At 73.7% G+C, this 13,102-nt stretch carries 10 protein-coding genes and 1 pseudogene; 7 read left to right on the top strand and 4 right to left on the bottom strand.

Going from position 1 to position 13,102, the window contains the following annotated elements; all coding sequences use genetic code 11:
• Positions 1 to 66: 66 nt before the first annotated feature.
• A pseudogene (locus tag O7634_RS19855) lies at positions 67 to 2,145 on the top strand (maltotransferase domain-containing protein); the annotation flags it as partial.
• Positions 2,146 to 2,354: 209 nt separating this feature from the next.
• Positions 2,355 to 4,457 (top strand): 1,4-alpha-glucan branching protein GlgB, encoded by a 2,103-nt coding sequence (gene glgB / locus O7634_RS19850; protein WP_278151613.1) that lies wholly within the window; start codon positions 2,355 to 2,357, stop codon positions 4,455 to 4,457.
• Positions 4,458 to 4,608: 151 nt separating this feature from the next.
• On the opposite strand, the gene O7634_RS19845 is transcribed toward glgB, so the two are convergent.
• A complete protein-coding gene (locus tag O7634_RS19845) occupies positions 4,609 to 5,649 on the bottom strand; it encodes a phosphatase domain-containing protein (RefSeq protein ID WP_278151612.1) in 1,041 nt (346 codons plus the stop codon).
• A gap of 124 nt (positions 5,650 to 5,773) precedes the next feature.
• On the opposite strand from O7634_RS19845, the gene O7634_RS19840 reads away from it, so the two are divergent.
• The 4 genes from O7634_RS19840 (at position 5,774) to O7634_RS19825 (ending at position 10,061) form a co-directional block, all read left to right on the top strand.
• On the top strand, positions 5,774 to 7,393 hold the full coding sequence (locus tag O7634_RS19840) for a hypothetical protein (RefSeq protein WP_278151611.1): 1,620 nt from the start codon (positions 5,774 to 5,776) through the stop codon (positions 7,391 to 7,393).
• Between the two features lie 65 nt (positions 7,394 to 7,458).
• Positions 7,459 to 8,256, top strand: coding sequence for a peroxide stress protein YaaA (yaaA, locus tag O7634_RS19835; protein ID WP_278151610.1), 798 nt, complete (start codon positions 7,459 to 7,461; stop codon positions 8,254 to 8,256).
• Between the two features lie 107 nt (positions 8,257 to 8,363).
• On the top strand, positions 8,364 to 9,056 hold the full coding sequence (locus tag O7634_RS19830) for a hypothetical protein (RefSeq protein ID WP_278151609.1): 693 nt from the start codon (positions 8,364 to 8,366) through the stop codon (positions 9,054 to 9,056).
• 99 nt (positions 9,057 to 9,155) lie between these two features.
• Positions 9,156 to 10,061: a TAXI family TRAP transporter solute-binding subunit gene (locus O7634_RS19825; protein WP_278154021.1), complete on the top strand. Its 906-nt coding sequence runs from the start codon at positions 9,156 to 9,158 to the stop codon at positions 10,059 to 10,061.
• Between the two features lie 9 nt (positions 10,062 to 10,070).
• Here the strand turns inward: O7634_RS19825 and O7634_RS19820 are convergent, their stop codons facing one another.
• From O7634_RS19820 to O7634_RS19810, 3 genes are all read right to left on the bottom strand, one after another.
• Positions 10,071 to 11,555 carry a HAMP domain-containing sensor histidine kinase gene (locus tag O7634_RS19820; RefSeq protein WP_278151608.1) on the bottom strand — a complete coding sequence of 495 codons (1,485 nt, stop codon included), beginning with the start codon at positions 11,553 to 11,555 and terminating at the stop codon, positions 10,071 to 10,073.
• Between the two features lie 9 nt (positions 11,556 to 11,564).
• Positions 11,565 to 12,221 carry a response regulator transcription factor gene (locus O7634_RS19815; RefSeq protein ID WP_278151607.1) on the bottom strand — a complete coding sequence of 219 codons (657 nt, stop codon included), beginning with the start codon at positions 12,219 to 12,221 and terminating at the stop codon, positions 11,565 to 11,567.
• Between the two features lie 87 nt (positions 12,222 to 12,308).
• A complete protein-coding gene (locus tag O7634_RS19810; RefSeq protein ID WP_278151606.1) occupies positions 12,309 to 12,620 on the bottom strand; it encodes a hypothetical protein in 312 nt (103 codons plus the stop codon).
• A gap of 113 nt (positions 12,621 to 12,733) precedes the next feature.
• Between O7634_RS19810 and O7634_RS19805 the strand changes: the two genes are divergently transcribed.
• Positions 12,734 to 13,072: a DUF952 domain-containing protein gene (locus tag O7634_RS19805; RefSeq protein WP_278151605.1), complete on the top strand. Its 339-nt coding sequence runs from the start codon at positions 12,734 to 12,736 to the stop codon at positions 13,070 to 13,072.
• Positions 13,073 to 13,102 lie beyond the last annotated feature (30 nt).

Genomic DNA, 13,102 nt, shown 5'->3' with positions numbered 1-13,102 from the left:
CGTGCGCGCCGATCGGACCGGGCGCTTGCCCGCGCGCGAGCGGATCTCGCACAGTAGGTTGGCGGGGTGACAGGACGGTTCCCGATCGAAGACGTCTCCCCCGTCGTCTCGTGCGGGCGGTACCCGGCGAAGGCGGTGGTCGACGAGCCGGTTCCGGTGTCGGCGCGCGCCTACCGGGAGGGGCACGACGCGCTCGGTTGCAACGTGGTGTGGGCCGGCCCGGACGGGGTGACCCGGCCGTTCACCCGCATGCGCCCCGGCGAGCCCGGCCAGGACCGCTGGCACGCCACCATCGCACCGGACGCCGTCGGCGCGTGGACGTTCTCCGTCGAGGCGTTCCAGGACCCGTACCTGACCTGGCAGAACGCCGTCACCAAGAAGATCGCCGCCGGTCAGGGCGCGGCCGACCTCGCCAACGACCTGGCCGAGGGCGCCCGGGTGCTCGCCGCCGCCCGGGACCTGGTGCCGGCCGCCGACCGGGGCCGGCTCGCCGACGCGCTCACCGCGCTCGCGGACACCGACCTGCCGTTGCCACAGCGGGTGGACCCGGCGCTGGCGCTGGCCGACCTGCTCTGGGAGCACCCGGTGCGGGAGCTGGTCACCGCCGGTGACACGTACTCCATCTGGGTGGACCGCAAGCGGGCGCTCTACTCCGCCTGGTACGAGTTCTTCCCCCGCTCGGAGGGGGCGGTCGGCGGTCGGTCCGGCACCTTCGCCACCGCCACCGAGCGGCTGCCGGGTGTCGCCGCGATGGGCTTCGACGTGCTCTACCTGCCGCCCATCCACCCGATCGGCCGGGTCAACCGCAAGGGCCGCAACAACGCGCTGACCGCCGGCCCGACCGACGTGGGCTCACCGTGGGCGATCGGCGCCGCCGAGGGCGGCCACGACACGATCCACCCCGATCTGGGTACGATCGCGGACTTCCGGGCCTTCGTCCAGGCCGCCGCCGGGCAGGGCCTGGAGGTGGCGATGGACCTGGCGTTGCAGTGCGCGCCGGACCACCCGTGGGTCACCGAGCACCCGGAGTGGTTCACCACCCGGGCCGACGGCACCATCGCGTACGCGGAGAACCCGCCGAAGAAGTACCAGGACATCTACCCGATCAACTTCGACAACGACCCGGAGGGCATCCGGGCCGAGGTGCTCCGGGTGGTGCTGCACTGGGTCGGCGAGGGCATCCGGATCTTCCGGGTGGACAACCCGCACACCAAGCCGTTCGACTTCTGGCACTGGCTGATCGCCGAGGTGAAGACTGTCGACCCGGACGTGCTGTTCCTGGCCGAGGCGTTCACCCGGCCGGCCATCATGCACGGGCTGGGCAAGATCGGCTTCACCCAGTCGTACACCTATTTCACCTGGCGCACGACGGCCGCCGAGATGCGGGAGTACTGCGAGGAGCTGGTCGAGGCGGCCGACTACATGCGGCCGAACTTCTGGCCGAACACCCCGGACATCCTGCACGAGTCGTTGCAGCACGGCGGCCCGCCGATGTTCAAGATCCGGGCGGTGCTGGCCGCGCTGCTCTCCCCCTCCTGGGGGATGTACGCCGGCTTCGAGCTGTTCGAACACGTGGCCCGGCCGGGTGCCGAGGAGTATCTGGACAACGAGAAGTACGAGCTGCGCCCCCGGGACTGGGCCGCCGCCGAGGCGCAGGGCCGCTCGTTGGCCCCGTTCCTCACCACCCTCAACCGGGTACGCCGCGACAACCCGTCCCTGCACCAGCTCCGCAACCTGCGCTTCCACGAGATCGACAACCCGGCGCTGCTGTGCTGGTCCAAGCACGACCCGGAGACCGGCAACACGGTGATCGTGGTCTGCTCGTTCGACTCGCACACAGTGCAGTGGGGCAACACGACGCTGGACATGCCGGCGCTCGGCTTCGACTGGCACGAGCGGTTCACCGTGCACGACGAGCTGACCGGCACCAGCTACGACTGGGGGCAGCGCAACGCGGTACGACTCGACCCGTACCTGCAACCCGCGCACGTGCTGACGGTGCGCCGCCCGACGCCGCCGAGCACGCCCCAGGTGGCCGACGCCGAGCCGGCAGCCGTCGAACCGGCGGGGGCCGAGCCGGCGGACCTGACCGTCGCCGACGTGCCGGACGAGCTGTCCGGCGGCACCGCGCCGGTGACCCCGGCTGCCGCGCCCGAAACACCGGCCACCCCGGCCAACGCGCCGGCGACCCCGGCGACCGCGCCGGCGACCCCGGCGACCGCGCCGGTGACACCGGCCACCGTGGCGTCCCGGGCGGCGGCCCGCGCGGCTGCCGCCCGCCCGTCGGCGCCCCGCCCGACTGCCGCCCGCCCGACCCGCTCCGCGCCGACCGCTCCCGCCCCGAAGGACGACCGATGGACCAGCTGATCTCCGGCGCGACGCACGACCCGCACGCGCTGCTCGGCGCGCACCCCGCCGACGGGTGGACGACGATCCGCACCATGCGGCGGGGCGCCGGTGACGTCGTGCTGCTCGTCGGCGACGAGCGGCACCCGATGAAGCGGGTGCACGACGTCGGCGTCTTCGAGGCACAGGTGGAAGGCACGGTGCTCGACTACCGGGTGGAGGTCGACGGCGTCGCGCACGACGACCCGTACCGCTACCCGCCGACCCTCGGCGAGCTGGACCTGCACCTGATCCGCGAGGGGCGGCACGAGCGGCTGTGGGAGGCGCTCGGCGCCCGGGTGTTCGACGAGGGTGTCGCGTTCAGCGTCTGGGCGCCCAACGCGCGGGGCGTCCGGGTGGTGGGCGACTTCACCGGTTGGGCCCCCGACGACGGCTGGCCGATGCGGTCACTCGGTTCCAGCGGGGTGTGGGAGCTGTTCGTCCCCAACGCCCGGGTCGGCGCGCGCTACAAGTACCGGGTGCTCGGCGCCGACGGCCAGTGGCGGGACAAGGCCGACCCGCTCGCCGCGTACGCGGAGGTGCCTCCCGCCACCGCCTCGGTGGTGCACCACTCGACGTACCGGTGGAACGACGCGGACTGGCTGGCCCGGCGCGCCGAACGGCAGCCGCACCAGGAGCCGATGAGCGTCTACGAGGTGCACCTCGGCTCCTGGCGGCCCGGCCTCGGCTACCGCGAGCTGGCCGAGCAGCTCACCGCGTACGTCGCCGAGTTGGGCTTCACGCACGTGGAGTTCCTGCCGGTGATGGAGCACCCGTTCGGCGGTTCCTGGGGTTACCAGGTGACCGGCTACTACGCGCCGACCTCCCGGTTCGGTGACCCGGACGAGTTCCGGCACCTGGTGGACCGGCTGCACGAGGCCGGCATCGGCGTCCTGCTGGACTGGGTGCCCGCGCACTTCCCCAAGGACGAGTGGGCCCTGGCCCGCTTCGACGGCACCCCGCTCTACGAGCACCCCGACCCGCGCCTCGGTGAGCACCCCGACTGGGGCACGTACGTCTTCGACTACGGCCGCAACGAGGTGCGCAACTTCCTGGTCGCCAACGCGCTCTACTGGTGCGAGGAGTTCCACGTCGACGGGCTGCGGGTGGACGCGGTCGCCTCGATGCTCTACCTGGACTACTCCCGCGAGCACGGCCAGTGGGTCCCCAACCGGTACGGCGGGCGGGAGCACCTGGAGGCCATCACGTTCCTCCAGGAGGTCAACGCCACCGTCTACAAGCACCACGCCGGGGTCGTCATGATCGCGGAGGAGTCCACCGCCTGGCCGGGGGTCACCCGGTCCACCGCCGAGGGCGGGCTCGGCTTCGGGTTCAAGTGGAACATGGGCTGGATGCACGACACCCTGCTCTACACCTCGAAGGACCCGATCTACCGCCAGCACCATCACCACCAGCTCACCTTCTCCCTGGCGTACGCCTGGAGCGAGAACTACGTGCTGCCGATCAGCCACGACGAGGTGGTGCACGGCAAGGGCTCGCTGACCGGCAAGATGCCCGGCGATACCTGGCAACGGCTGGCGAACGTCCGGGCGCTGCTGGCGTACATGTGGGCGCACCCCGGCAAGCAACTGCTCTTCATGGGCTCCGAGCTGGCCGACGACAGGGAGTGGAGCGAGGAGCGCGGCCTCGACTGGTACCTGCTCCACGACCCGGCCCGCGCCGGTGTGCAGCGACTCGTCGGCGACCTGAACCGGGTCTACCGGGACACCCCGGCGCTCTGGGCGCAGGACACCGCGCCGGCCGGCTTCCGCTGGATCGCCGGTGACGACGTCGCCAACAACACCGTGTCGTTCGTCCGGATCGCCCCGGACGGCTCGACGCTGGTCTGCGTGGCGAACTTCTCCGCCCGGCCGCTGCACGACTACCGGATCGGCCTGCCGGCCGGCGGGACGTGGCAGGAGGTGCTCAACACCGACGCGTACCACTACGGCGGGTCCGGGGTGGGCAACCTGGGCGAGGTCCGCGCCGAGGACGTGCCGTGGCACGGGATGGTGGCCTCGGCCGCCCTCCAGGTGCCGCCGCTGGGCGTGGTCTGGCTGCGGCAGGGCTGAGCCGAAGATCAAAGGCGACGCCCCGCGGGAAGTTCCGCCCCTCCTCCCCCGCGATCTTGCACTTTCTGTCCTGACATAAGGCGCAATTTGGGACGAATCAACGACCGAAACCGCAAGATCGGCGGGGTGAGGGGCGCGGGGCGGGGTGGGGTTAGACCAGGCCGGCGTCGCGCAGGAGCTGCCACAGGCCGGCGCCGTCCGGGGCGGACAGCCACTTCTGCCCCAGCGGACCGGACGACGGGCGGCCGGCCGGGGCGGGCAGGCTACCGGCCAGCACCGACTGGGTCGGGGACAGGCGGCGGATCGCCACCCCGGCGACGTTCTCCGGGTGGGCGGCGGCGAACTCCCGGTAGATCTCCTGGTCGTGCTGGCCGTCGTCGCCGACCAGCAGCCAGCGCACGTCGGGGAACTCCTTGGCCAGCCGGGCCAGGGTGGACCGCTTGTGCTCCATGCCGCTGCGGAACCACCGGTCGGCGGTCGGGCCCCAGTCGGTGAGCAGCAGCGGCCCGGCCGGGTAGAGGTGCCGGGACAGGAAGCGGGTCAGCGTGGGCGCGACGTTCCACGCGCCGGTGGAGAGGTAGAAGACCGGCGCGCCGGGGTGCGCCGTGACCAGCCGCTCGTAGAGCACCGCCATGCCGGGCACCGCCGCGCGGGCGTGCTCGTCGAGCACGAACGTGTTCCACGCGGCCAGCAGCGGCCGGGGCAGCGCGGTGACCATCACCGTGTCGTCGATGTCGGAGAGGATGCCGAACTTGACGTCCGGGTCGAGGATGCGCACCGGCGCGTCGACGGGCTCGGCGTCCGGAACGCTGAGCCGCACCGAACCCCAGCCGGGTGGCAGGTCGGCCTCGACGACGGTGTCGACGAAGCCGCTGCGGTCGGCCTGCGTCTCGTGGCGTACCCCGCCGGCCTCGATGGTCACCGTGACGTGCTTGTTGGGCAGGGTGGTGAAGCTGCGCCAGCCGCGGACCTTCTCCAACCGGCCCCGCTGGCGGGTGTCCGGGCGACCCAGCAGCACCCGGCACATCACCCGCACCCAGCCCGGCGCACCGTAGCCCGTGTACGCCACGATGTTGACCCGCCAGCCGGTGCGCCGCAGTCGACGCTGGACGAGCTGGTGCACGGCGTCCTCGATCCGTGCGGCCCGGTGCAGGTTGGGTACGGCCAGTTGGCCAGCGGGAGTGGGTGACACGCGCCAACCCTGCCACACGACGACAGCCTCGGCCACGCGAGCCGTGCCCGGCTACGCCGATCCACCACGACGGTCAGGCTGAACGTGAAACACTCCGGTCGGGACGACGACGGGGGCGTTGGTCGTGTCGCAACCAGAGCAGCACCGTGGGCGGTGGCGCCCGCGACTCGACCGGCCGGCGCTCGTCGCGCTGGTGTTCGGGCTGGCCGGTGTCGTCTATCGGCTGGTCCTGACGCTGTTCACGGTGCCGGTGTCGAACAGCGACGAGGCGACCTTCGGTCTGGCCGCGCTGCACATCGGGCAGGGCCGGGACCTTCCGGTGTTCCTCTACGGCCAGCACTACATGGGCATGCTGGAGTCGTACCTGGCCGCTCCCCTGGTGGCGGTCTTCGGGCCGAGCTGGCCGGTGCTGCGGGTGCCGATGCTCGCGCTCTACGCGGTCTTTCTCTACCTGATCCACCGGTTGACCCGTCGGCTCTGCGCGCCGTGGTTCGCGGTTCTCGTCGTGGGGCTGCTCGCGCTCGGGCCGGAGCGGGTGGTGCGCGACCAGCTCACCGTGGTCGGTGGTCGGCCGGAGGTGAAGCCGGCGGTTCTGCTGATGCTGCTGATCACGGTGGGGCTGGCCGCCGGCACCGTCCGCCGTCGCCGGCTGGCGGTCGCCCTGTTCGGCCTGCTGGTCGGGTTGGCCGTCTGGTCGGACTGGCTGATCCTGCCGTACCTGGCGGTGGTTGGGCTCGCCCTGGTCTGGGCGGTCCGGCGGGAGCTGCTCGGCTGGTCCGGCCTGTTGCTGGTCGGGGGCGTCCTGGTCGGTGTCGCGCCGATGATCCTGGACAACCTGCGGGCCGGGCCCGGCGACGACTCGTTGTCGGTGTTCCGGGAGGTCAGCACCAAGGAGGGGCCGCTCCCGTCGTGGGCCGAGCGGGTCCGGGGCGGCCTGCTGGAGGGGGTGCCGTTGGCGCACGGGCTCTGCCCGGTGGACGGCTGCGGGCGCTGGCAGCAGGGGTTCGGCGCGCTCTACCCGGTGCTGCTGGTGGCCGGCGCGGCGCTCGCGGTGCTCGCGTACCGTCGCGCGGCGGCGACGCCGCGCGGGGAGCGGGTCGGGCCGGTCGTGCAGCTCGCCCTGCTCGCCGGCGCCGCGTTGACGCTGCTCTCGTACGTGCGCAGCCCGCTCGCCGCGACCAGCCCGCTGGACAACGCCCGGTACCTGTCGGTGCTGCAACTGTCGTTGCCGGCGGTGCTCTGGCCGCTCTGGGTTGCGGCGGTGACGTCCTGGCGAGGCACCCGAAGCCTGCTCGGTAGGTTGGCAGGGGCGCTCTCCACCGCCGTGTTGGTCGCGCTGACCGCGACCACGCTGGTGGTCACCGTGCGGTTCGCGACGACCGGCGTCACCGCGTCACGCACCGAGGAGCGGCAGGCCCGGGAGCTGGCCGCCGCGCTGCGCGCCGACGGACCCCACGAGGTGTACGGGGACTACTGGACCTGCAACCGGCTGATCTTCAACACCGACGAGACGGTGGTCTGCGGGGTGCTCGACGCGGGCCTGCGGCCGGGGCAGAACCGCTACCGGCCGTACTGGCGGCAGGTGGGGCGGGCCGAGCGGCCGGGCTACGTGGTGGAGGTCGGCTCGCCGATGGAGCGGCGGTTGCGCGCGCTGCTCGGCGACCGGGCCGATGCCGCGCTGGTCCGGGAGGTCGGCGACTATCGCGTGTACCACCCCGACACCCCGGTACGGCCCTGGCGGTAGCGGCGGGTCGTACGCTGGCCCGGCCGGCGCGCGCAGCGCCGCCATCGCGCCCGTCGAGGAGACCCATGCTCATCCTGCTGCCGCCCTCGGAGGGCAAGGCCGACGCCGGCACCGGTCGACGGTTCTCCCCGGACCGGCTGTCGCTGCCCGAGCTGAACCCGGCCCGCGAGCGGGTGCTCGACGCCCTGGTGACACTGAGCACCGGCCCGGACGAGGCGGCGGCCCGCACGGCGCTCGGTCTCAGCGAGGGCCAGCGGGGCGAGCTGCGGCGCAACGCCCGGCTGAGGGAGGCGGCGACCGCGCCGGCCGAGCGGCTCTACACCGGTGTGCTCTACGAGGCGCTGGAGCTGGCCACGTTGCCGTCGGCGGCGCTCCGGGCGGCCCGGCGGTCGATCCTGATCAGCTCCGGGCTGTGGGGCGCGGTCCGGCTGGCCGACCGGATTCCGCCGTACCGCTGCCCGATCGGCGTCCGGTTGCCGGGTGTCGGGGCGCTGTCGGCGTACTGGCGTACGGAGCTGGCGTCGGCGGTGGACGCCGCCGCCGGCCGCGGTCCGGTGCTGGACCTGCGCTCCGGCGCGTACGCGGCCACCTGGACGCCGCGCGGCGAGGTGGCCGAGCGCACCGTGACGGTGCGGGTGCTGCACGAGCGGGAGGTCGACGGTGTGCCGGTCCGGTCGGTGGTCAGCCACTTCAACAAGGCGACGAAGGGGCGGCTGGTCCGTGACCTGCTCGTCGCCGGCGCCCGCCCGCGTACCGCCGGGCAGTTGGTCGGCGCGCTGCGGGACCTGAAGCACACGGTGGTGGAGCACGCCACCGCCGCCGGCCGGGTGCGGCAGGTCGACCTGGTCGTCACCGACCTGTAGCCGGCGCGGCACCCGCAAGATTTGCTCAAGGCTGGGCCGCAGCGGTTCCGTCAGGACCGCTCAGGGGCCACGGTAGGGGAACCCAGACTCCGACAAGGGAGCCTCCGTTGACCCGCGAACCCGCCCTGCTCGACCGGCCCCGTTCCGCCGCGCCGCCACCCCCGCTGGGGTGGCTGACCCTGGGTGACGCGTTCGAGGCCGCCTGCCTGCTGCGCTGCACGCCGGCGCCGACGCCGGCCCGGCCGAGCGCGGCACGCCCCACCCGTACCCCGGGGGTGGAGTTCAATCGGGAGGACGCCGCCGCCCGGATGCGGCAACTGCTCGCCCGGCTGGACATCCCGGTCACCCACGAGATGGCCGTCGGCGGCCTACGCCGCCGCTACGAGCTGCACCGGCTCTGGGTGCCCCAGGAGCACCAGGGCCCGTACACCCGGTTGTTGGACGCCGGTTGGTGGCAGGGGCGGCGGGAGCTGCTGGGCGGTCCGCTACCCGGCGCCTCGCCGGCGCGTCGCCGGCTGGTGACCCGGCTGGCGGAGGCGGCCTGGCGCTCGGCGCTGCTGGCCGGCGGCCGACACGTCCGCCGGCACATCCTCGGGGTACGCCTCACCGACCGGGAACTCGCCGCGGTGCTGATCCGGGGTGCCGCCGTGCTGGACGTGCCGGCCCGACTCCATCCGGGAACGGGCTGCTTCCTGGTCAGCGTGGCCGACGGTCCGGACCGGGAGCGGATCCTGCGCAGCGCGGCGTTGGCCCCGGCCCGCGGCCCGGCCGCGCCACCGGCCCGTCGCGCCGCCTGCTGAGCGCGGACGTCCAGAGGCTTGCGTACGCCGGGCCGACAGCGCACAGTGCAGCGCGTGAGTCGTACCTCGTCCGGTCACCGGGTCTGGTGGGCGGCAGCGCTGACGCTGGCGCTGACCGCGGCGCTGACCGTCGGCGGCTGTCGGGACACCCCGAGTGAGCCGATGCCGATCCGGATCGCCACCGGCAGCCCCACCGCCGTCTACTACGCGTTCGGGCAGTCGTTGGCGGCGATCCTCAACCGGGAACTCCCCGACGTGCGGGCGAGCGTGGTGGTCACCGCGGCCTCGGCGGAGAACGTGCACCTCGTCGGGTCCGGCGCGGCCGAGCTGGGCTTCACCCAGGCCGACGTGCTGCCCACCGAGACGACGGGACGCCCGCTCGTCGACGCCGTCGCCCGGGTCTACGACGACCAGCTACACCTGGTCACCACCGGCGGCGGGCCGGTCCGCACGGTGGCCGACCTGCGGGGTCGGCGGGTGTCGGTGGGCGCCGCCGGTTCCGGCACCGAGATCACCGCTACCCGGTTGCTGGAGGTGGCTCACCTCGGCGGCGACCGGGTGCGCCGCGAGCGCCTGGGCCTGGACGACTCGGTGGCGGCGTTGCGGTCCGGGCGGATCGACGCGTTCTTCTTCTCCGGCGGGCTGCCGGTGCGGGGCATCGAGGAGTTGGCCGGGGCCAGCGCCACCCGGATCGTGGACCTCAGCGAGTGGACCGAGCCGCTGCGCTCCCGCTACGGCCAGGTCTACGTCTCCCGGGACATCCCCCGCTCGGTGTACGGGGTGGACGCGGTGACCACCGTCGCCGACCCGAACTATCTGATCGTCCGGGCCAGCCTGCCCGAGCCGCTGGTCCGTGAGGTGACCCGACTGCTGATGGAGGGCCGGGCCGAGCTGGCCGCCGCGCACCCCGCGGCGGGGCGGATGAGCCCGCGTTCGGCGATCGTCACGGCGCCGCTGTCGCTGCACCCCGGGGCCGCCGCCTGGTACCGCGCCACCAAACCGTGACGACCGGCCTCAGCGCGCCGCGCTCGGGCGCAGCTCGGCGGCCGCGTCCTCGTCCACGGGCCCGCCCGACGGGTCGGGCTCGGGACCGGGGTCGGGCTCGGGAACGGGCTCGGGCTCGGGCTCGGGCTCGGGTTCGGGGAACCACAGCGCGGCGACCAGCCCTCGCGACTGCCCCGGCCGCATGGTGAGCCGTCCGTCCGACGCGTCGACGAGCACGGCGGCGATGGTCAGGCCGAGCCCCGCGCCGTCCACGTTCTGCGCGTCCGGCGCCCGCCAGAACCGCTCGGTCGCCTGGTCGAGCTGACTCTCGGTCATCCCCGGGCCGGAGTCGCGCACCTCCAGGGCCACCCCGCCGTCGCGGCGGCTCACCGTCACCGTCACCGCGCCGCCCGCCCCGCTGAACTTCACCGCGTTGTCGATGAGCGCGTCCAGTGCCTGGTCGACGGCTGTCGGCACGGTCCGGGCGTACGCCGGGGCGTCCGCGGCGGCCAGCCGCAACGCCACCGAACGGTGCCGGGCCAGCGGCGCCCACGCGGCCACCCGGGAGGCGGCCACCGCCGCGGCGTCCACCGTCACCCGCTCGTTCTCCTCCCGTTCGGCGCGGGCGAGGGTGAGCAGCGCGTCGAGGACCAACGCCAGCCGGTCGGTCTCCTCCAGCGCCAACCGGTGCTCCGTCCGACCGTCCGCGTCGGTGAGGCTGGGGCCCAACTCCTCCACCCGTAGCCGCAGCGCGGTGAGCGGGTTGCGCAGTTGGTGGCTGGCGTGCGCGACGAAGGCCCGCTGCCGGTCCATCACGTCGGAGACGACGTCGGCCATGTGGTTGAAGCTGGCCGCCAGGCGGCGGAGCTCCGGCGGCCCGAGGCGGTGCTGCACGCGAGCACTCCGGTCGCCCTCGGCGATCTCGTGGGTGACCGCGTCCAGTTCGGTGACCGGGCGCAGCACCCAACCGGCCAGCCCGAAGGCGGTGAGCACACAGGCCAGCACGGCGAGCAGACCGGCCAGGGCGAGCAGCAGCCACCACACGACGACGGCCCGGCGGATCGACGTGGAGGGCGTCACGATCACCACCGCGCCGAGCACCTCGCCACCGTCGTTGATCGGCACCGCCACCACCAGCGGCGCGGTCATCCAGGGCCAGACCGACTCGGGGGCACTGGTCTGCTGACCGGACAGCGCGACGTCCAGGACCGCCGCGGTGCCCGGGCCGGCTTGCCAGCTCGGCGACGACACTGTGGTCCTGCGGTCCCGGTCGACGATCGCCGCGCCGATCGCGTACAGCTCGTCGTAGCTGGTCAGCTCCGACTCGATCGGGCCCGGCCCGCCGTCGCGCAACGCCGGCCCGGCCAACGAGGCGAACCGGGTGGCGTCGGCGAGCCGGTCGGCGCGCACCCGTTCGGTCTCCCGGCTGGCCATGGTGGCGGCCAGCGGCGTCTCCAACGCGATCAGGACGAGGACCATCAGGAGCAGATAGCTGATCACCAGTCGACGGCGCACGTCAGCCCCTCACGCGTCGCGCAGCCGGTAGCCGACGCCGCGTACGGTCTCCACCAGGCGGGCGTCGCCGAGCTTGCCGCGCAGCGAGCCGACGTGCACCTCGACGGTGTGCCGGTCGGCCCAGGTGGTGCCCCAGGCGTCGAGCAGGATGCGGTCGCGGGGCACCGCCACCCCGGGCTGGCGGGCCAGCGAGAGGAGCACGTCGAACTCCTTGCGGGTCAACGCGACGACACGTTTGTCGACTGTCACCGTCCGAGCGGCCACGTCGATGCGCAGCGACCCGACCTCGATGAGGTGCCGTTGGGGCGCGGCGGCTGCGGCGCGGCGCAGCACCGCCTCGATCCGGGCCTGCAACTCCACCATCGAGAACGGCTTGACGACGTAGTCGTCCGCGCCGAGACGCAGGCCGAGCACCCGGTCGCGTTCCTCGCCCCGGGCGGTCACCGCGATGATGCCGAGCTGGCTGCTGCGCCGGCGCAGCTCCCGGCACAGGTCCGTGCCGTCCCCGTCGGGCAGGGTCAGGTCGAGCAGCACCAGGTCACACGGGGCGGCGGAGAGCGCTGCGGCGACGGTGGCGGCGTGCTCGACCTCGTACCCACGGCGGGTGAGGGCGGAGGAGAGGGCAGCGGCCACCCGGCGGTCGTCCTCCACCAGCAGGATCCGCACCCGTGCTCCCGTTCCTCGCAGCGCTGTTCTGCGAATGGTGGCAGAAGCACGCGCGTGTCGGGAGGCCGCCCACCCGTGGCGAGCGGGTTACAGGCCGAAGACGTCGTCGGCGGTGGCATCCCGGACGCCGTCGGTGAAGCCGCGGAAGCCCGGGTCCTCGTGGCTGGCCGGCACGCTGGTGACGGTGACCCCGCTGGCCTGGGTCACCGCGTCCACCAACGGCGGATAGTCGATCTCGGCGTCCTCGAACACGTCGTCGTCCGCCTCGGCCAAATTGATTACGTGCTGCACGTCGTCGGACGGCGTGTCCGGGTCCTCGGCCCACTCGCCGCCGGCCCGGTAGCACTCGTCGTACACCGCGCGCTGGCTGTCGGTCCAGTCGTCGTCGTAACTCTGCATCGCCCATCCCTCCGCGGCCGTTGACCTGAGCATGCCCGCCGAGGGGCGGCGGGCGCGGCGGTACCGGGGAAAACCGGGCGGGCGCGCCGACCACAGCCCCGTAGGCTGTGGTGGTGATCTACAAGCTGCTGTCGAGCACCGAGTGGGACGACGCCCTCGCCGTCGGCGCCTTCGCCGGCTCCGCCGTGGACCGGGAGGACGGGTTCATCCACCTCTCCGGCGCCGACCAGGTCGTGGAGACGGCACGGCGGTACTTCACCGGCGCGACCGGCCTGACCCTGCTGAGCGTCGCGGAGGAGCGGCTGGGCGACGCGCTGCGGTGGGAGCCGTCCCGCGGCGGACAGCTCTTCCCCCACGTGTACGGTCCGCTGCCGGTCGCGGCGGTGGTGGCGGCGCGGGCGTTGCCGGCGGACACTCCGGCCGCCGACGCGGTGGCCGCCCTGCTGGGCTGAACACGGGCGCGCCCGGCCCGAGGAGTCTCG

This window comes from Micromonospora sp. WMMD1120 (assembly GCF_029626235.1).
Lineage (GTDB): Bacteria > Actinomycetota > Actinomycetes > Mycobacteriales > Micromonosporaceae > Micromonospora.
Note: the sequence above shows the minus strand (reverse complement) of the source record. Positions and strands in the feature narration are given on the sequence as shown.

Bases quoted from the DNA above. Each gene is read 5' to 3' on its own strand.
- glgB (WP_278151613.1), top strand. From the start codon at position 2,355: ATGGACCAGCTGATCTCCGGCGCGACGCACGACCCGCACGCGCTGCTC.
- yaaA (WP_278151610.1), top strand. From the start codon at position 7,459: ATGCTCATCCTGCTGCCGCCCTCGGAGGGCAAGGCCGACGCCGGCACC.
- O7634_RS19810 (WP_278151606.1), bottom strand. From the start codon at position 12,620: ATGCAGAGTTACGACGACGACTGGACCGACAGCCAGCGCGCGGTGTAC.